The organism is Kribbella yunnanensis (genome assembly GCF_039529655.1).
GTDB lineage: Bacteria > Actinomycetota > Actinomycetes > Propionibacteriales > Kribbellaceae > Kribbella > Kribbella yunnanensis.
In genome coordinates this window covers 147,158-166,379 of the sequence record NZ_BAAANF010000006.1, presented here as the reverse complement: position 1 = coordinate 166,379, position 19,222 = coordinate 147,158, and the positions used below count along the sequence as shown (strand labels likewise).

17 protein-coding genes are annotated in these 19,222 nt (G+C 66.8%); 6 read left to right on the top strand and 11 right to left on the bottom strand.

What is annotated here, in order from left to right; all coding sequences use genetic code 11:
* The first annotated feature begins 77 nt into the window (after nucleotides 1-77).
* Nucleotides 78-623: a CbrC family protein gene (locus tag ABD231_RS10280; RefSeq protein WP_344148730.1), complete on the top strand. Its 546-nt coding sequence runs from the start codon at nucleotides 78-80 to the stop codon at nucleotides 621-623.
* A gap of 122 nt (nucleotides 624-745) precedes the next feature.
* Here ABD231_RS10280 and ABD231_RS10275 read toward each other — a convergent pair whose 3' ends face one another.
* The gene (locus ABD231_RS10275; RefSeq protein ID WP_344148727.1) at nucleotides 746-1,660 is read right to left on the bottom strand and encodes a GGDEF domain-containing protein; all 915 of its coding nucleotides are present in this window, start codon (nucleotides 1,658-1,660) and stop codon (nucleotides 746-748) included.
* Between the two features lie 205 nt (nucleotides 1,661-1,865).
* On the bottom strand, nucleotides 1,866-3,083 hold the full coding sequence (locus ABD231_RS10270) for an MFS transporter (RefSeq protein WP_344148724.1): 1,218 nt from the start codon (nucleotides 3,081-3,083) through the stop codon (nucleotides 1,866-1,868).
* Between ABD231_RS10270 and ABD231_RS10265 the strand changes: the two genes are divergently transcribed.
* On the top strand, nucleotides 3,082-3,846 hold the full coding sequence (locus ABD231_RS10265) for an alpha/beta hydrolase (protein ID WP_344148721.1): 765 nt from the start codon (nucleotides 3,082-3,084) through the stop codon (nucleotides 3,844-3,846). The genes ABD231_RS10270 and ABD231_RS10265 overlap by 2 nt on opposite strands.
* On the opposite strand, the gene ABD231_RS10260 is transcribed toward ABD231_RS10265, so the two are convergent.
* Genes ABD231_RS10260 through ABD231_RS10240 form a run of 5 tightly spaced genes read right to left on the bottom strand, consistent with a single transcriptional unit; the run spans nucleotide 3,824 to nucleotide 9,485 of the window.
* On the bottom strand, nucleotides 3,824-4,978 hold the full coding sequence (locus ABD231_RS10260; protein WP_344148718.1) for a Gfo/Idh/MocA family protein: 1,155 nt from the start codon (nucleotides 4,976-4,978) through the stop codon (nucleotides 3,824-3,826). The genes ABD231_RS10265 and ABD231_RS10260 overlap by 23 nt on opposite strands.
* On the bottom strand, nucleotides 4,975-6,024 hold the full coding sequence (locus ABD231_RS10255; protein WP_344148715.1) for a Gfo/Idh/MocA family protein: 1,050 nt from the start codon (nucleotides 6,022-6,024) through the stop codon (nucleotides 4,975-4,977). Before ABD231_RS10255 ends, ABD231_RS10260 begins: the two co-directional genes overlap by 4 nt.
* Before the next feature lie 40 nt (nucleotides 6,025-6,064).
* Nucleotides 6,065-7,675, bottom strand: a complete 1,611-nt coding sequence (locus ABD231_RS10250; protein WP_344148712.1) for an extracellular solute-binding protein — start codon at nucleotides 7,673-7,675, stop codon at nucleotides 6,065-6,067.
* Nucleotides 7,676-7,677: 2 nt separating this feature from the next.
* Nucleotides 7,678-8,580, bottom strand: coding sequence for a carbohydrate ABC transporter permease (locus tag ABD231_RS10245; protein WP_344148709.1), 903 nt, complete (start codon nucleotides 8,578-8,580; stop codon nucleotides 7,678-7,680).
* On the bottom strand, nucleotides 8,577-9,485 hold the full coding sequence (locus ABD231_RS10240; protein ID WP_344148706.1) for an ABC transporter permease: 909 nt from the start codon (nucleotides 9,483-9,485) through the stop codon (nucleotides 8,577-8,579). Before ABD231_RS10240 ends, ABD231_RS10245 begins: the two co-directional genes overlap by 4 nt.
* Nucleotides 9,486-9,603: 118 nt before the next feature.
* Here ABD231_RS10240 and ABD231_RS10235 point away from each other — a divergent pair, with 118 nt between their 5' ends.
* From ABD231_RS10235 to ABD231_RS10225, 3 genes are all read left to right on the top strand, one after another.
* Nucleotides 9,604-10,632: a LacI family DNA-binding transcriptional regulator gene (locus tag ABD231_RS10235; protein ID WP_344148703.1), complete on the top strand. Its 1,029-nt coding sequence runs from the start codon at nucleotides 9,604-9,606 to the stop codon at nucleotides 10,630-10,632.
* Nucleotides 10,629-11,204: an HAD family hydrolase gene (locus ABD231_RS10230; protein ID WP_344148700.1), complete on the top strand. Its 576-nt coding sequence runs from the start codon at nucleotides 10,629-10,631 to the stop codon at nucleotides 11,202-11,204. The genes ABD231_RS10235 and ABD231_RS10230 overlap by 4 nt, the downstream gene beginning before the upstream one ends.
* Before the next feature lie 115 nt (nucleotides 11,205-11,319).
* Nucleotides 11,320-12,942 (top strand): RICIN domain-containing protein, encoded by a 1,623-nt coding sequence (locus ABD231_RS10225; RefSeq protein WP_344148697.1) that lies wholly within the window; start codon nucleotides 11,320-11,322, stop codon nucleotides 12,940-12,942.
* Nucleotides 12,943-12,958: 16 nt separating this feature from the next.
* On the opposite strand, the gene ABD231_RS10220 is transcribed toward ABD231_RS10225, so the two are convergent.
* Nucleotides 12,959-15,475, bottom strand: coding sequence for an SEC-C metal-binding domain-containing protein (locus ABD231_RS10220; RefSeq protein WP_344148694.1), 2,517 nt, complete (start codon nucleotides 15,473-15,475; stop codon nucleotides 12,959-12,961).
* Nucleotides 15,476-15,488: 13 nt separating this feature from the next.
* Complete coding sequence (locus ABD231_RS10215; RefSeq protein ID WP_344148691.1) at nucleotides 15,489-16,193, bottom strand: hypothetical protein; 705 nt, start codon at nucleotides 16,191-16,193, stop codon at nucleotides 15,489-15,491.
* Nucleotides 16,194-16,226: 33 nt separating this feature from the next.
* Here ABD231_RS10215 and ABD231_RS10210 point away from each other — a divergent pair, with 33 nt between their 5' ends.
* A complete protein-coding gene (locus ABD231_RS10210) occupies nucleotides 16,227-17,024 on the top strand; it encodes an aldo/keto reductase (RefSeq protein ID WP_344148688.1) in 798 nt (265 codons plus the stop codon).
* Between the two features lies 1 nt (nucleotide 17,025).
* Here ABD231_RS10210 and ABD231_RS10205 read toward each other — a convergent pair whose 3' ends face one another.
* Nucleotides 17,026-17,811: a hypothetical protein gene (locus ABD231_RS10205; protein WP_344148685.1), complete on the bottom strand. Its 786-nt coding sequence runs from the start codon at nucleotides 17,809-17,811 to the stop codon at nucleotides 17,026-17,028.
* A gap of 71 nt (nucleotides 17,812-17,882) precedes the next feature.
* Entirely contained in the window at nucleotides 17,883-19,160 is a 1,278-nt protein-coding gene (locus tag ABD231_RS10200) for an epoxide hydrolase family protein (RefSeq protein ID WP_344148682.1), read from the bottom strand.
* Nucleotides 19,161-19,222: the final 62 nt, after the last annotated feature.

Below are 19,222 nucleotides of genomic sequence, written 5' to 3'. Positions count from 1 at the left end.
GGCGAGCGTCCGGGATGGTCCACTCGAGTTCGGCGCACTGGACCATTGGCGAGGCTATATCTGGACGAAGGACGCTGATGAACGGTCCGACGCTTCCGTCATTTCGTTATCATCCACTACCGGTTTCAACGGGCTCAGTGGCGCTGGAGGACGGCGCATGCTCGGTGTGTTGCCAATCGCGAGGAGCCCTCTATACGGGATACCTCATAACGGACGATGGCGACGACGTTCAGGTCTGCCCGTGGTGCATCGCCGACGGCACTGCCGCGGACGCGCTGGATATCTCGTTCACAGATATCCAGCCGATCACCTCCAGTGGGATACCTCCTGAGGTGCTGGATGAGATCGAGTTGCGGACCCCGGGCTTCACCGGATGGCAGCAGGAACGCTGGATGTTCCATTGCGACGATGGCGCCGCCTACCTTGGCACGGCCGGGACCGAGGCGCTGAGGCAGCATAGCGCTGCCATCAAGGCGATCGAGGCGGAAGGACGTGAGAGCGGGTGGTCCGACGATGACATCAGTTCCTACATCAACTCGCTATCCCGTGACGCTCCGCCAACTGCATACCTCTTCCAATGCCTGCACTGCAGCACCTACTTGGCTTACTCCGATTTCACCTAGACGCCCTGAAGGCCTGGAAGCTCATAGGCTTTGTCGAAGAAATGCTGCAGGGCGTCAAAGTCGTCCGCCAGGCGGGTAACTGGTTCAGGTCCAGCACGGGCTGAGGGCTCGACGGCGGCTGATCAGGGGGCCGCGATGACTTGGGCGGAGCCCGTAGTCCGGAAAAAGTGATCGAGATCCAGGTAGAGAACGCCGAGCGACGTGTTGTTGTTGTGAGCCCGTTCCAGCTCTTTGGCGGCGATCTCGTGCCAGAAGGCAGTGTTCGTTAGGCCGGTGTTCAGATCGGTGCGGGCGGCGAACTGGAACTGCCCGACGAGCAGCGCTCGGTGCAGACCGAGAACCGTGATGAGCAAGGCGACCGTGAGCCAGGGCTCGAAGATGAGCAGCGTTGCGGTGCTGGTGCCTAGCCCCAGCGCGCCGGCGACGATGAACTGGTCCGACAGTTGGCCGAGGGCCTTGCGGGCATTCGCCTCGGGGTTGGACAGCAGGACTGCGCCGACGACGAGGGCGAAGTTGATGAGCCAGTAGGCCAGTGCCGCCGCGGCGACTGCGACCAGGCCGATGAGCCCACCGGCGAACCCGGGGTGATTGTCGGGGTTGATCGTCCGCAGGCACATCGTGGCGACGGCCGAACCGAGGACAACCGTCGCGCCGGAGAAGAAGCAACGGTGCGGCGGGCTCCTCCGCAGCCGGGCCCACGAATGCACGAAGCTGAGTGCGATCACCGCGATGGCCAGCGGTGGCGGAAGGATCAGGATGGCTGCGAACATCCACATCGACTTCAGGTTCACGTACGTCGAGCCCTCGGCGACGACTAGGCGGACTCGCTCGATCTCCCGTCCGGCCTCGATGTGGATGGCCGAGCCGGCCACCAGGACGGCGAACCGGATCCAGTCCGGGGAATGCACGTCCGCGCCGATGAATGACGCGCCGAGCACAGCCAGTGCCAACGCATCGATGGCCAGCACGTAGCCGAGCACGACCGAGGGGGCGGACCAGAGCGCCCAACGGGTAGGTAACCAGTTGGACACAGCCACGTCAGTGTCACGACGGTGCCTGCGGCGCAGGCGCCAATGGCGGATACTCAGCATTAACGTTTCCCCCAGCCCCACTCGTCCTCACCGTTCAGAGTAAACGCGATATCACGCAAAGTCACTGCGTTGTCGGATGGTGATGCCGGGCCGGTTTCCGGGAGGAGGTGCGTGGCGATGCGCTCCAACGACTGGCCGTGATCGGTCTCCCTCACACTTCGGCGCGCCGGTACCCCCGGGCGGCGCCTGCAGCGTAGATGACGCCTAGTGCGCCTGCGACGGCCACGACTATGGCCGGTTTCCAATGATCCGCCGCCGCCCCGGCGATGAGGATCCCCATCCCCTGAGTAACCACCAGCGCAGTGCGGGCCAGGCCGATCACCTGGCCGCGCTGCGCATCAGGAATCTCTTGCACGAATGTGGCTTGCGCGAGCGGCATGAAGCACGCACACATTCCCGACAGCATCCACAGTCCTACCGTTACCCACAACCCCGGCTGGAACACGCATCCGATCAGTACGGCGCAGGTGCCGATCGCGAGCGGGCCCATCATGGCCATCCGGCGGGCCGGGGGGATTCGTGATGCCGCGAGGATGCCGATGACCTGGCCGGCCGGGTTCGCGGCGAACAGGATGCCGGCGGCAATGGGGCCGCCCCCGACCGAGGCGGCGTACGGCGTCGCTAGTCCTTCGACGGTGATGTAGAAGCCGGGCACGCAGATGAGGGCGAGCAGGTAGCGCAGTCGGCGGTTGTGCCAGACGAGGCGCGCGCCCGCGACCAGGGAGCCCCACCAGCTCAGCCGGGCGGTCGGGTCGTCACCGAGAGGGACCGGACGTTCTTGGACTCCGAACCGCAGCAATACGGCCGAGACCGCAAAAGAGAGCGCGTTCAACGCCAGCGCCTGGCTGGAACCGAGCAGCGCGACAATGGTGCCGCCAGCCACGAAACCAGCCAGCTGAGCGGCCTGAACGGTCACCGTCGACAGCCCGACCGCCGCCCGGTAGGTGTCACCGCTCATCAGCGTCGCCAGAAACGCCGTACGGGCTGATTGGAACGGCGCGGCGAGTAGCTGCACCGCAACGAGCAGCACGCACAGGATCCACAGCGGCGTACCCGGAATGGCCATCAGCGCCACCAGACCCGCACGGGCGGCATCGCAGCTGACCATGATCCGGCGCCGCGGGAACCGGTCCGCCAGCCCGCCCAGCAGCGGCCCGCTCACAACATCCGGCAACATTGTCAGCGCATACGTCAGCGCCGACAGCCCAGCCGAGCCCGTGCGGTCAAATACCAGCACCGCAAGCGCAACCCGCGCCAGCTGGTCCCCGATCACCGACCCGACCAGCGCCAGCCACGACCACCTGAACTCGGCAACCGCGAAAACCTCCGCGTACGTCGCAGAGCGTTCTGGCTGACCGGGGCGGGACATGAACCTCAACGTACTGACTGCCCCCGCGTCCCTGCTCGCCGTACCGGTGCGCCGTTATCGCTTCGAAGCCGACGGTAGCGTCAAACGTATGACAGACGTGATCCTCCTCCACGGCGCCTGGCACCAACCGGCGCACTTCGACGAACTGGCGGGTCTGCTGCGCTCACGCGGGCTCAGCGTCGAGATTCCGGACCTCTACGAACTGACCCTGGATGAGAGCACCGCCCTCGTCGACGAGCTCGTCGCGGCCTCCGAGCAGCCGCCGTTGGTGGTCGGTCATTCGTTCGGCGGGGTCGTTGCGGGCACCATCCGGGGCGCCAAGGGGCAGATTTTCCTCGCGGGCTGGTTGCTCGACGCAGGCGAGTCGCCCGGTCAGCTACTGGCCGAAGTCGCCGCGGAGACCGGCGCCCCGCCGAAAGGCCTGGCGATGGCCCCCGACGACAACGGGCGCCTCGCCCTGGACCCCGCCGACGCCCGCGTGAACCTGTACGGCGACGTGGACGACGCCACGGCGGCTCGTGCCATCGCGCTGCTCCGCCCTGAGCCACCCGCCATCTTCGGTGCCGCCCCAAGCAGCGTCACCTGGCGCGACACTCCGACCATCTACATCGCCGGCAGCGAGGACCAGGCCGTCCCCGCTGCCCTCACCAAGCGCTTCGCCGGTCGCTGCACAACCTCCGAAACCTGGCCGACCAGCCACTCGCCGTACCTCAGTCAAGCCACCGAGGTAGCCGATCTGATTACGTCATCGTCCGGTCGATGACAGCCTGCGGTACGTCGCCGTGGAGGGCCCGGTAGAACGGGTGATCCGGGGTCAGGTCGGCCCGCCGCATCGCTGTACCGGTGAGCGCCGACGCGTAGAGCGCGGTCACGAACTCCATCGTCGGCCGCGTGCTCGCCAGCGTGGTCTCGTGGGTCCGCCCGGCCAGCAGGTCGTCGACCAACCGGCCGAGTTGGGCCTCGTGGTTGCTCGGTACGTCGTCGCCCGCCGAGGCAACCCACGGATCCGCGCCGGAAGAGACGTCCGATGACGAGCCGGTACGGCGGACGCCCGGATCGAGCCCGAGTGTCGCAGCCCGCGCCGCGTCGGGGACCGGGTGGAACGTCCAGTCCGCGTCGGAGTACCCGTACAAGTGGTTGACCTCGAGCGAGCCGCCGGTGGTGTCGATGCGGATCCGGCTCAGCTCCCGCGGCGACAGCAAGCTGTTGATAACAGTCGCCACCGCACCGCTCTCGAAGATCACCGACGCCATCGACACATCCTCGAACTCCACCGGCCGATCCAGCCGGACCGCAGTCGCGGTCAGCGACTTCCACGGACCGAGCAGATGCAGCAGCAGGTCGATCTGGTGGATGCCGTGGCCGAGCGTCGGCCCGCCGCCCTCGCCCACCCACGTGCCGCGCCACTCGGGATCGAAGTAGCTGACCGGCCGGAACCACAACGTCTCGCAGACGGCGACCTGTGGCTTCCCCAGCGAGCCGTCGGCCAGCAGTGATGCGGCCCGCAGACCGCCCGACCCGTGCCGATGCTGGAAGACGACGTACACCGAACCAGCGCTCGCACGCTCGGCCGCTGCCACCGCGTCCATCTCGGCCAGGCTCAGTACTGGCGGCTTCTCCAGCAGCACGGACTTGCCGGCGGCAAGGATCTCGATGGCGAGTTCGGCGTGACTGCCCGGGGGAGTGGTGACAGACACCAGGTCAGGATCAGTTGCCGCCAGCAACTCGGTGGCGCTCGCGTACGCCGTACCGCCGATCTTGCCGGCGAGCTCCTCGGCCTTGGCCAGGACGATATCGGCCACCCCGACCACCTCGGCCGGGGCAGCGGCGTACGACCGGGCATGGCTGCGGCTGATGTTGCCGCAGCCAACGATCGCGACCTTGAGCACCGTCATTCGGCGGCTCCGCGAATGACTGCCTGCTGCTGTGCGGTCAGCGCCAGCCGCATGGTCTCGAACGTGTGCTCCTGCGGCGCCGCCGTACTCGTTCGATCCCGTACGTCGTTCACGAGGTCGGCGTAGTACGTCAGCTGCACATCCGCACAGTCGATGTACTCCATGCCCTCGTGGTTGACCAGGAAGACGTGGTCAGTGCCCGGCCGCCCGGCGATGTCGACGTACTTGCGCAGCTCGATGTAGCCCTCGGTGCCGAGGATCATCAGCCGGCCGTCACCCCAGGTCGGCAGGCCGTCCGGCGTGTACCAGTCGACCCGGATGTAGCCCTGCGCGTTCTCGCTGCGGATCAGCAGGTCGCCGAAGTCCTGCAAACCGGGCTTGTCCGGGTTGGCGAAGTTGCCGACCGAGCTCGCCACGACCTCGGCGGTCCGCGAGCCCGTGTAGTACAGGAACTGGTCGATCTGGTGCGACGCGATGTCGACCAGGATGCCGCCGTACCGGTTCTTGTCGTAGAACCAGTCCGGCCGCCCGGCGCCACCGCCGAGGTGGCCGCGGTCGCCGATCCGGTGCGGTCCGAGCCCGATGGTCTGCACCACGGTCCCGATCCGGCCCTCGCGGACGAGCTCACCGGCCTTGACCGCCGAGCGCACCTCGAACCGCTCCGAGAACGTCACCGACCAGAACCGACCGCTCTCCGCGACGGCCTTCTCGATCTCCTCGAGCTGCGCGAAGCTGACGCAGCCGGGCTTGTCGGTGACGACGTCCTTCCCGGCGCGCAGGGCGGCGACCGCGATCGGCCCGCGCCGGTCCGGTACGGCGGCCGTCACGATCAGGTCGATCCCGTCCCGCGCGATCAGCTCGGCCGGGTCGTCGACGACCGGTACGTCGGGATACCGCTCCCGGACCTGGACGGCGATCGCTGCCGCCGGATCCTCGGTCGCCATCGCGACGAATTCGGCGCCGGCGGCGATCAGACCGGCGATCTGACCGTGGATGTGGGCGTGATCAAGACCGACGGCCGCGAACCTGACGGTGTTGGTGGTCAAAACAGTTCCCTTCAACGTGAATCAACGGGACGCAGCGTCATTAGCGTGATTGATGGAGTGCCTGGGCGAACTCTTCGGCGATCTTGTCACCGCCGCCACTCTTCCATTTTTTCACCGCACCGGCCCAGGCGGAGACCGGCTTACGGCCCTGGATGATGTCGTTGGTGATCTGGGTGATGTCGGTGGTCAGCTGCGGGCCCTTGCGGACATTGGTCTCGGAGTACATCCCGGCCACCGGATCCGCCACCGCGGTCGGGCAATTCTGCTTCATCGCGGTGAACTCGGCCTCGGCGTCGCCCGGCTTCTCCGGCAGGAAGATCGTCCACGGCGCGTCGGCCGTGTACATGAGCCCGAGCTGAACTTCGCTGAAACCCTTCTTGGTCAGCACCGGACTGCCGTCGACGACCTGGTGGTGCAGCCCCGGCTGGCCGTACTTGCGGAACAGGTACTCCTGGGTGCCGAACGGCGTCGCGAGGAAGTTCAGGTAGGCCAGCAGGGTCTCGACCCGGGCCTCGGACTTCTTGCTGATCGCGGCGAAGCCGATCGCCGGCGCACCCAGCCAGATCCGGCCGGGTCCCGAACCGTCGTGTTTCGGCGGCCCGATGATCGCGATCTTGGCCTCCTTGTCCACCGCGGTCTGCAGGTAGCTCGGCCAGGCGCTGAAGGTGTCCTGGACCAGCGCGCTGGATCCGTTCCCGAACCGCACCTTGAGGTCCTGGTTCTGGCCGGAGAAGCCGTCGGGGTGGATGTACCCGGCGCTCCACAGCTTGCGCAGCGCTTCGAAGACGTCTTCCTGCGCCTCGTGCTCGAGATTGCTGACGAGCGTCTTGCCGTTCTCGCTCCAGTTGTTCGGGATGTCGAACATGTTCCGGACGAACTGGGTCGGCGAGCCCGCCAGCGCGAACCGGTTGTTCCGCTTGTCGGTCAGCGCCTTGCAGAGCTCGAAGAAGTCGTCGAGGTTCTTGATGTCACCCTGCAGTCCCTGCTTGGCCAGGATGTCCGCCCGGCTGTAGAGCGTCTGCGAGCTGATCGCGCCGCGGGGGATCGGTACGCCGAAGATCCGGTTGCCGAAGATGCACGGGTTCCACGCGGTCTCGGGGAGGTTCGCGAGGAACGGGTACTTCTTGATGTTGTCGCCGGACAGGTGTGGCGTCAGGTCGACGGCCTTTGCCTCCAGCAACTGTGGCACCTGGGGAACCGCACCGACCAGGAAGATGTCGCTGAGCCGGTCGCCCGCGACCACGGTGGCGAACTTCTGCGTGTAGTCGACCGACGGCGTCAGGTTCACCGTGACCGGCGATCCGACCCGCTTGTTGAATTCCTGCCAGAAGCTGTTCTGTTCGAGTCGCGGCGGGATCGGCGTGTTCGTGTAGGTCAGGACGTCGATCGGTTTGCCGTCACCGGGCGGAGTCTGGATCGCCTGCACCGGATTGGCGGGGTAGCGGGTGAAGGCGTTCGGGATGTTGTACTCCGCACCCGGCAGGTCGGCCTTCACCTCGGTATAGCGCTGGTACGTCGGCCGCACGCCGGCGGCGGTGCCGCCGCCTCCGGTCTCGCCGCCGCGACCTTCGTTGGAACAACCGGCGAGGCCGATGGCCGCGGCGCCGGCGAGCAGGGTACGGCGGCTCAGCCGCGCATCGTGATTACTCATTCTCAGCCCTTCACTGCTCCGGTCAGCACGCCCTTGGCGAAGTGCCGCTGGATGAACGGATAGACACACAGGATCGGGACGACCGAGATCATCAGGATCGCCATCTGAATCGAGGTTTGCGGCGGCAGCGCCTCGCCGGCTGCACCGAGGTCCTGGGCACCGATCTCGACGCCGTTGACCACGTAGGTCCGCAGTACGAGCTGCAGCGGCCACTTACTGGGGTCGTTCAGGTAGAGCAGCGCACCGAAGAAGCTGTTCCAGTAGCCGACCCCGTAGAAGAGCCCGACCACCGCGACGACCGCCTTCGACAGCGGCAGGCCGATGTGCCAGAACAGCTTCCACTCCGAAGCGCCGTCGATCCGGGCCGAGTCGAGGACCGCGGCCGGCAGACCGATGAAGTACGCCCGGACGACGATCACGTTGAACGCGCTCACCGAGGTCGGCAGGATGACCGCCCACAAGCTGTCGAGCAGCCCGAACTGCTGAATCACCAGGTAGCTCGGGATCAGCCCGGGGTTGAAGAGCAGGCTGATCAGCACGAGCAGCAGCAGCGGCTTGTTGCCGACACTGCCCCGGCGGCTCAGCGCCCAGCCGAGAGTGCACGTGAGGAACAGGGCGATCGTCGTACCGGCAGCGGTGATGAAGGCGCTCACCAGGAGCGCCTGCGTCACCGTCCCACCGGACAGGATCGATTGGTACGCCGACAGGTCGAATCCGTGCGTGGGGAGCAGCACGAAGCCGCCGGCGCGGATGACCTCCTCCGGCGAGGACAGGCTGGTGGACACGACCCCGACGAACGGGAGCACGACCACCGCGCAGATCGCGGTCAGGAAGATCGCTTTGACGATTCGTTCGGTCAGGCTCGGCATCGGCATGCCGCCGACCAGCACTTGTTGGCGTTTCATCCGCGGTACACCCCTTCCTCACCGAACCGATGGGCGAGTTTGTTGGCGCCCAGGACGAGGATCAGCGCGACCACGCTCTTCACCAGACCGACCGCGGCCGACGTCCCCCAATCGCCGCCGAGGATGCCGTTGTTGTAGACGTAGGTGTCGAGCACTTCGCTGACGTCTGTCCCGACCGCTTGCTGCTGCAGGATGATCTGCTCGAAACCGACCGTCAGCGAGTCGCCGAGCTTGAGGATCAGCAGCAGGATGATGATCGGTTTGAGTCCTGGCAGGGTGATGTGCCAGGTCTGTTTCCAGCGGCCGGCGCCGTCGACCGCGGACGCTTCGTAGAGCGATCGATCGATCTGCGACAGGACGGCGAGGAACAGGATCGTCGCCCAGCCGGTGTCCTTCCACATCACCTGGGAGGTGAGCAGTGCCCGGAAGGCGTCGACGTTCCCGATGATGTGGACCGGGTCGTACCCGTGCGAGCGCAGCCAGTTGTTGATCATCCCGGTGCCGCCCAGCACCTGCTGGAAGACCGCGACCACGATCACCCAGGACATGAAGTGCGGCAGGTAGATCACCGTCTGCACGAACTGGCGGATCCGGTTCGACAGCAGGCTGTGCAGGACCAGGGCCACCACGATCGGCGCCGGGAAGACGATGACGGTCTGGATCGCGGTCAGGACCAGGGTGTTCTTGACCGCGTTCAGGAACTCCGGGTCGCCGTCGACGATGGTCTTGAAATTGTCGAACTGGGACCACAGGCTCTTTCCCACACCGAGATAGGGCTGGTAATCCTGGAAGGCGATGACATTTCCCCAGAGCGGGAAATAGTGGAATGCACAGATGATCAGCATTCCGGGGATCGCGAGCAGGAGGACGGGGTAATCGCGACGTAGCCGGGTGAAGAGAGACACTTTCCTCCTTTGTTGTGGAGGCGCATTAAAAAAGTGATCGATCCACTTCTTGATGCGGTAGCTAACCGCAGCCCGCAGAGGGTGTCAAGGGCTCGCTGGATCGGCTAATCTGCTGCCCGTGACAGATCCGGGGGACAAGCGGCCGTCGACCATCCACGAGGTGGCCCGGCTGGCGGGCGTCTCGCACACCACCGTGTCGCGGTACCTGCAGGACAAGGACAGCCTGAAACCGAAGACCAGGATCAAGGTCGAGTACGCCGTGAAGGCGCTCGACTACCGGCCGAATCTGGTCGCCCGCTCGATGCGCACCCGCCGGACGAACCGGCTCGCGATCGTGCTCGCGGCCGGCCCGCATTTTCCCGGCCAGCAGCTCGCTGCCGCGTCCGAGATTGCGCACCAGGCTGGTTACCAGGTCGACATCGTCAGTGTCGAAGGTGGGCCGCGGGCACGTTCGGCGCGAATCGAGGATTTGGCCAGGTCCGGTCAGATCGACGGAATCCTGGCGATTTCCTCGATCGACCTGAAAGGCGCGAAGCGGCTCGGCATACCGATTGTCCGGAGCGAGAGCCATGACGAGAAGCTGCACGTGCTGGGCCAGCTCGCCGGTGCGTCCGAGGTCCGCGAGATCATCGAATACCTGAGTTCGCTGGGGCACCGGACGTTCTTTCACGTGGCCGGCGACCAGGAGTTCGCCTCGGCCCGCAACCGCAAGAACGTCTACCTGGAGACGATCGAGCGGCTCGGCCTGCGCTCGGTCGGTGTGGTCGACGGTGACTGGTCCGGCCAGTCCGGATTCGACGCGATCACCGCACTGCCGGCCGACTGCGGAGTCACCGCGGTGGTGGCCGCCAACGACGTGATCGCGATGGGCGTGATCCGCGGCGCGCGGTCGCGCGGCTGGGAAGTGCCCCGCGACCTTAGTGTGTTCGGATGGGACGACGAGGACATGGGCCGGTTCGCGACCCCGTCGTTGTCGACGGTGGCCGTCGACCGCGAGGCCCAGGGCCGTGACGCGATCTACCGGCTGCTCGCCGAGATCAACGGACAGCCCGCTCCGGAGCCGTCCGTGCTCACCGTGAACCACGTCATCCACCGAGAATCGACCGCGCCACCGCCCCAGGCGGACGGGCGCTCGGAGGCACAGTGAAACTCCTCGCAAGGCTGGCCGCGGCAACCCTCGCGGCCGGCGCCCTCGCCCTGCCCGCGATCCCGGCAACGGCCGCCCACCCCGCCGCCACCGCGACCCATTGTTCGGTGGTGTGGTTCGACCTCGGCAACACGTTGGTCGACACCAAGGTGGCCGGGAAGATGACGTGGATGGCGGATGCGCAACGCCACCTCCGGCAGTTGCGGGCGGTCGGCGTACCGGTTGGGCTGATCACGAACGTGCCGCCGGAGTGGGGTGCGACTGATGCCGAGCGGGCGGCGGCGACGAAGGCGTACGTCGACGGTCAGTGGGCCGAGGCGGATCCGTTCCCGTGGGCACAGTTCGGTGACCGGATCCTGACCCCGCGGACCAAGGCCGAGTCGAAGCCGGCGCTCGCCCTGTTCGAGCGCGGCAAGTCGGCCGCGTCCCCCTGCAGGTCGTTCTACGAGGGGGAGACCCCGGCCGAGATCACCGCGGCCGAGCAAGCGGGTCTGATCGGCTACCTCACCGGCCAGCCGGACCAGCCCGCCTTCATCCCGCTCTGGCGCGTGCTGTTCCCCACGAAGCCCTAACCGAACATGTCGGAGGGCTGTCGCCACTGACAGATCGGTGACAGGGTGTCGGGTGCATCATGAATACATCGTTGTAACCGATCTGTCCCCGCCCCGACGCATTGGAGAAGCTCCGATGAAGCGCGCACTGATGCAACGCTGTCTGCTGTTGCTCACCACCGGCCTGTTGCTGGTCACCGGCTTGGTGGCCGGCCAAGTCCCCGCCTCGGCTGAATCCGCTGCTCCGGCCGCCAGCGGCACCTTGCTGCAGCCGGCCGGAGCGAGCCTCTATCCGCGAGCCGTCCGCCTGCAGTACAGCGGTACGGCGAATGGCCGGATCCTCGCGAGCGTCGTGTCGTTCCGCGGCTCAGCGAGCGGTGTCGGCGTGATCCACGAGAGCACGAACGGCGGCGCGAGCTTCGCCGAGGTCGGCGTGGTCGCCGATCCCGAAGCTGCCAACAACCAAGGCCTGTGCTGCGCGACGCTGTTCGAGCTACCGCGGCAGATCGGCTCGATGCCGGCCGGCACCCTGCTGTGGGCCGGTTCGGTCGGTTCGAACGACCGCCCGATGGCCCTCCGGATCTGGCGCAGCAACGACCTCGGCCGGACCTGGAGCTACCTGTCGAACTGCGCGACCGCGCCGAACGACCGCGGTCTGTGGGAGCCCGAGTTCTCCGTGGCCGCCGACGGCCGGCTGGTCTGTCACTACGCCGACGAGACCGACGGCGTACACAGTCAGAAGCTGATGGAGGTCCGCAGTAGCGACGGCGTGAACTGGACCGACCGGCAACCGACAGTGCAGAGCACGACCGGCGGTCACCGCCCGGGGATGCCGGTGGTGCGTCAGCTCAACCCGAGCTTCTACATCATGGTCTACGAGATCTGCGGCCTCGGCGGGCAGTACGACTGTGTCGTCCACAAGCGCACCTCGAGCGACGGCTGGAACTGGGGATCGCCCAGTGACCTGGGCATCAGGCCACAGACCATCGACGGCAAGTACTTCGCGCACACCCCGACGATCGCGGTCGTCGGCAACAAGCTGTTGCTGATCGGCCAGATCCTGCTCAACGGCAACGGTTCGGTTGCCGCGGACAACGGTCGCACGATCCTGGCCAACACCGAAGGCGCCAACGGCTACTGGTACGAACTCGAGGCCCCGGTCCAGGTCCCGAACCCGGTCAACCACTACTGCCCGAACTACAGCTCGCCGCTAGTCGGTTCGGCCGACGGAACCCGCGTCCTGCAACTCGCCAGTGACTTCAGCAACGGCGATTGCCAGACGTTCTTCGCCACCGGCTCCGCAATCGGCACCGGCACGGACACCGGCGTGGCCGGCGGAGCGACGTACCGGCTGCTCAGTGCGCAGAGCAGCCACTGCATGGACGTTGCCGCGGACTCGCGTGAGTACGGCGGCCGGATCCAGCAGTGGTACTGCAACGGCCTCGGCCCGCAGAACTTCCAGTTCACTGCCGAAGGCAACGGCTACTACCGGATGAAAGGCCAGAACAGTCAGCTCTGCGTCGAGGTCACCAAGAACTCCTTCGAACCCGGCGCGAAGATCCAGCAGTTCGCCTGCCAGGACGGTGGCTGGCAGCGCTGGAAGTTCGTGAACGTCGGCCGCAGCTACTACCAGGTCATCGGCCAGAACTCCGGCCTCTGCCTCGACGTAGCCGGCGGCTCCACCGCAGCCGGCGCCGACCTCCAGATCTGGCACTGCAACAACCTCCAGCCCCAGATCTGGAAGCTCGAACGCCGCTGACGGCACTCGAGGACGCTCAGGATCCGGCGGCCGGCAGGTCGAGCGCGGCACGCAGGCGGGCTGGGCTCATCGTGCCCGGCCCGTCGGCCTCCGGGAACGATGCGAGCAACCTGATCAGGTCGTCACGACGAGTAGGATCCGCAGCAGCTTGCCGTGGCGTGAACCCGGACAGCGCCGGGATCGGCTCCGTCAACCACCTCTTCTCGTATTCGAGAACGAACTCCTCGAGTACGGCGGCGGTCGCCGGATCGGCCGGACCAGCGACGGCCCCGCGGTCGTGTGTAGGCCCCGCGGCAAGCGCAGCCATCTCGCGTGCGTCCCGGGCCGGCCTGCGGGATTCGCTGACCAGAACGATCGCAGGCATCAGTTCGCGAATCGTCGTGACGATCCGCTGGTGCCGCCGCTCGCTGTTCGTCTCCACCTGCAAGATGTCTTCGCTCAGCCGGAGAGTTGCGCTGATGCGCGGCAGGTCGTCGGTCATTGCGTGCTCGATCCAGGTCGGTTCCCGCGGATCGCCACGGTCGAACTGCTCGTCGAGGAGCTTGCTCAAGGCAACTGGATCCTCGGTACGGAGGCTTGCCTCGCAGAAGACCAGCGGATCACCGTCGGTGTTCTGCAGGACTGCCGGCGCGAAACGCCGGGTGAGGAATTCGACCAGCTCGTCCGGCATTGGTTCGGAGTCGAGCAAGGCGATGAGTTCGTCTCGCTGACGCAGATCGACGGGCTCGATCCCGCCGAAGATCTGCGTGGTGTCGCCTGCTGCGGCAACCCGGGCACAGATCAGCTCGCCGACGATCAGGGCAGTGCTGGCTGTGCGTTCGCGGACCTGCTGGATGTCGCCGGTCCGCAGGTCGCGCAAGGTGAGGTTCTCGCCGGCGCGGACATCCGTCACCTCGTGCACCGAGCGAGAAGTCAGCAGCCACTGCTGCGCGAGCAGTTGCTCGTCATCCGGTAGCAGGACGCCTCGAGTACTGAGGAAGTCCTCCAACAACCCACCTTCGAACAACAGGACGTCAGCGATGAGTGGGTCCGATAGCGCCGCCTCGAGCTCGTCATCGGTCTCGGCATACTCGGCGCGCAGGTCACCCAGCTGGTCGTACAAGATCTGGCGGGGCGGGTCGTCCAGATACCGCTCCGCCTTCTGGTACAGCCACCGTGCGCGCTCCTCCAGCGGGAGCCCCCTGTTGGTGAGGTGGCACTTCTTGTACTTCTGTCCTGATCCGCACCAGCAGGCATCATTGCGACCGATGTCCACGCGAGGAGTGGCGTCGTACCGCTCGAGAGCCTGCAGCATGGGATCGTCGTCGGGCGCCCCGATGCGCCGGAGCAGCGACAGGCCACGCGTGGCGTCACCACGGTCGAAGGCGTAGCGAGCCAGGTCGAACGCAGCCAGCGGCCAGTCCGGATCGAGCGACTCGGCGGACAGCAGCGTCTGCTCGGCGGTCGCGATGTCGCCTTGTAACTCCTGGGTCTTGGCGCGCAGCCAGCGCAGTGCGGGACGGGTGGTCCGCGGCATCAACGGTTCGAGAGCCTCGGTGAGCAACCCTAGGGGCGCGGCCCGGTCGGCTTCGTAGCCGGTCGTGTGCACCAACAGCGCACTGACGACGATCGGCTCGTCCAGAAGCGCGAGCAACTCCTTGATCTGTCCGGTCAATCCGTCGAGCAGGGTGCCGTCGGCCATCTGCTCGTACATACCGGTGGCTGCGAGCACGGCCAGGGCTTCGTCGTCGTCCAGCTCGAAACGATCCATGACGCTCTTGAGCCGGCTGTTCATCCGCCACGCGGCGAAGTCGAAGTCTTCCCGCGCCACCCAGTCGACGAGCCGGGTCAGGCCGTTCGCGGCGAACAGCTCGTCCAGTGGCGGCAGCGGCTCGCGGAACAGCTCGGGATCCTCGGCACACACCGTCCAGATCGCCGTGTCGAGCTGCTCAGGCTCACGCCGATCCAGTACGGCGGTCAGCGCCTGCACGACCGCGGTCGTCGCCTTCGCGTCGACCGGCGCATCTGGAGCCTCGAGCGCGAGCCCTTCCCCGCTGATCCGCAGAGCGATCAGGTCGCCGGAGCGAACATTCCTACTGCTCCAATGGCCGGCGGGCAGCAGGACCACCTCGTAGTCGGTCACCGCCTCGAGTGATACGCCGCGCTCAGCCAGTTTGTCGGGCTCGAACGGAACAACGATCAATTCGACCGGTGTCCCGTCCAGCAGACGGGCGTCCTCGGTTTCGAACAGGAGCGCTGCCGCCGTGAGATCAGGCGTCAGGAACAGGAGGTCGTGGGCAGCCTCCACGTCCGTCACCCGGCGGACGAACACCCGCCCGGCAAGCAGGCTCGGCAACCAACCCCAGCGACCGTCGCCGAGGAGCACGATCTGGCTGTCGGGCACCTCGTCGAGCGCTTCCGTCCAGCCGTCCACAGGCAGCGGGCCGAGATCGACGCCGCGACTGTCCAGCTCGGCGAAGAGCTGATCATCCGTCAGCGGTCCACGCGCAGCAAGGATCTCCGCGGCAGACTCCAGCACTGCGTCGTACGGCACGTCGAATCTCCGATTACCTCGTGGGAATGCTCGGTCGGTAGCCCGCTGCGGCGAGCCAGGCCCGGGCGCGCCCCAATTGGCGCTCGTCCCGGAACAGCGTCCAGCGCGTGAGCTGATCTTGCACGGCCTCGCCGTCCAGGACGCGGCGGAATCGCCGAAAGGCGCCTTTGCCTTCGAGCGCCTGCCGGAGTTGCTCTTTGAGCGGTCCATCCGCCAGGCTGCTGGTGAAGTCACGCATGTCCCAGTAGCCCGAGCTGCTCTCCGGCTGAAAGTACCGGATCCGCTCGTCGTCGAGGTCTTCGCTGTCATCAGCGAACCACTCGGGAGGATCAGCGTCGAGCAGGCCCGGCGGGTAGACGTCCCCGGTCATCAGGTCGAGGGCGCCGTCGCCTTGCATCGGATCCCCGTCGAGTGCTGAGCCCAGCAACGACAGATCAACCGGTACGGCGGTCAGCGCCGGCCGCGCAGCTGGTTCCGCCGGGCTGAGCTCGGCCAGCAGTTCGGCGGCGAGTTCACGATCGCCTTCGGCATCGCGCTGCTGAAGGGCCGCGCTGCAACGCTGGACGAGTTCTCGGTCGGCGCGGTCGCCTGCCCGGAGGAGTTGTTCGCCCGCATGGTGCAGAACCGGTTCCAGCGACCGGCCCTCCGACAGCACCTCGAGCTCACCCATCCGCAGTCGGCGCTGGGCCGCGCGGTCCCAGAAGTCGTCGTCGCCCATGGACGGCAACTCTAGGCGACGTACTGTGGCCGCATGACTCTGAAGCTTGTGAACGGTGCCGAGATCCCCGCGCTGGGGCTGGGGGTGTGGCAGACGCCGGATGGTGCGGAGTGTGAGCGCGCGGTCAGTACGGCGCTCGAGGCCGGCTACCGGTTGATCGATACAGCCCAGGACTACCGGAACGAGGTGAGCGTCGGGAAGGCGATCCGGGCCAGCGGGATTCCGCGCGAGGAGATCTTCCTGACCACGAAGTTCCGCCCGGTCAGCGACGACCCGTACGCCGCCGCCGAGCAGAGCCTTGAGCGCCTTGGACTCGACTACGTCGACCTGTATCTCGTGCACTGGCCGCAGGGTGGCCCCACCTGGGCCTGGCCTGGCATGGAGAAGGCGGCCCAGGCAGGGTTCGCCAAGGCTATTGGCGTCTCGAACTTCAGTGCCACCGAATTGGCCGAGCTGGCCAAGGTCGCCGAACTCCAGCCCGCCCTCAACCAGGTCTACTTCAGCCCCTTCGCCTACCGCCGCGCCCTGCTAGAAGCCGGTACGGCGGCCGGCCTGGTCACCCAGGCCTACAGCCCACTCGGCACCGGCGACCACCTCACCGACCCGACCGTCGGCCGGATCGCGACCGAGGTCGGCAAGACCCCGGCCCAGGTCCTGATCCGCTGGGGCCTGCAGAAGGGCCTGTCCGTCATCCCGAAGTCAGCGAACCCGGACCGCATCCGCCAGAACTTCGCCGTCGACTTCGAACTGGGCGATGCCGCCGTGGCCGAGCTTGACGCTCTCGACCGGACCGGCGGCACCGCCGAGTCCAACGAACACAAGTGGTGGTGACTCAGTACGAGTAGTCGCAGCTCGCCGTACCGGAGCCGAGGGTCATTCCCGTGTACGGCGAGCGGACCGTCACCCAGACCGTGCGTGTCCCGTAGACCCCGGGTGGCCGGTAGGTGATGGTGTCGGTCCAGCCGACGTCGCTGAAGGCCCCATCCACCGCGGACCTGCGGTGGGTCGCCCGCAGGTAACGCGCGGTGCCGAACACCGGCTCGTTGGTCCTGCTCTTGGCAGTGGTCTCGTACTCGTACTTGATCTCCAGCCCCGACGGCTGCGGCTCGTTGTACTGCGCGCCTTCGACCGCGGCGGTGATGGTGCTCGCCTCCTCGTCACACGACAGCGTGACCTTCGTGCGCGTGTCGTAGGCGCAGTACGCGGATCGTTCGGCGAGGAAGTCGCCGGACAGGTTCTTGACCGTCGCGACGACCTTCTCGGTGTAGAAGAGGTTGCTGCTGATCGGGAAGCTGCGCTGGTATCCCGCGACCGTCAGGTTGCCGTCGGCGTCCGACTTGCCGGAGACGGTGGTGGTCGTCCCGAAGGCCGGGATCTTGGCCGAGGTCGTCGCCGTGGCCGAGTAGCCGGACTCGACCTTGAAGTCGACCTTGACCGGCCAGTTCGCCGCCACGCTACCGACTCCGGTGACGCCGGTGCGGATGGTGTTCGTGGCCGGGTCACAGGTGATCCAGGCACGGAAACCGTTGGTTGCGGCCGAGGCCGGAACGACGGTCAGAAGTGATAGGAGCAGGCCGGCGGCGGCAGCCGGCACCGCCGCCAGGCGGAAGTTCTTCACAGGGTCCCTCCCAGGGGGTCGAATCGTGCCGATGATTCGACCACGCTGCGCGGTCACCCACTAGACCAGAATTAGCGCAGCGTCTTGAAGGCGGTGCGTAGTTCTTGGGCGAGGAGGTCGGGCTGCTCCCAGGCGGCGAAGTGGCCGCCGCGGTCTACCTCGTTCCAGTGGATGAGGTTGCCGAAGGTCTGCTCGCCCCAGGTGCGCGGCGCGGGGTAGATCTCGCCGGGGAAGACGGTGACCGCGACCGGGAGCCGGGGGATAGGTACGGCGTTGAACGGGCCGCCGCCGGCTTGGGCGCCTTCCCAGTACGAGCGGGAGGACGACGTACCGGTGTTGGTCAGCCAGTAGAGCGAGATCGCGTCCAGGATCTCGTCGTACGTGAGGACCTTCTCGGGGATGCCGCCGCTGTCGGTCCACTCGGCGATCTTGTCGTAGTAGTAGGCGGCCATCGCGACCGGTGAGTCGGCGAGTGCGTAGCCGATGGTCTGCGGGCTCTGGTTCATCATCGCGGCATAGCCGAAGCCGTCGCGGTAGAAGTGCAGGAGCCGGTCGTAGGCGACCTTCTCGCGCGGGGTGAGGGTCTTGGGCGCCGCGTCGAAGTTGCGCAGGTGCCGCAGTACGTCGTCAGGCACCGTGCCGGGCATGTTGATGTGGATCCCGAGCAGTCCCTTGGGCTCCTGAGTCGCCAGGACCTCGGAGATGATCGCGCCCCAGTCACCACCCTGCGAGACGTACTCCGGGTAGCCGAGCCGCTGCATCAGCTGGTGGAACGCGGTCGCCATGTGGCCCGGGTTCCAGCCGACCTTCGTCGGCTTGCCCGAGAACCCGTACCCCGGAAGTGTCGGCAGCACGAGGTGGAACGCGTCCTCGGCCTTGCCGCCGTGCGCGGTCGGGTTGGTGAGCGGGTCGATGATCTTGAGCAGCTCGATGATCGAGCCGGGCCAGCCGTGTGTCATCAGCATCGGCAGGGCGTTCGCGTGCTTGGAGCGGATGTGCGCGAACTGGATGTCCAGCCCGTCGATCGAGGTGATGTACTGCGGCAGCGCGTTGAGTTTGTTCTCGATCTTGCGCCAGTCGTAGTGCGTACCCCAGTACTCGACGAGCGGCCGGACCTGGTTCAGCTGTGCGCCCTGGGTGCGGTCCGCGACGGTCTCCCGGTCGGGCCAGCGGGTGGCCTTGATCCGCCGCCGGAGATCGGTGATCGCGGTCTGCGGCACCTTGATCTTGTACGGACGGATCCGCGGGTCGTCGTGCGCGGTGCTGGCGTGCGCCAGGTCGGGTACGCCGAACTGGACGGCGGCCGCACTCGCGGCGGCGAGGCCGAGGAACTGACGACGATCGGTCATGGGGGAGGCTCCTTCTGCGTGGCGGACCGGCATGTGCCTGTCCACCATCGCCAGCCCGGCCC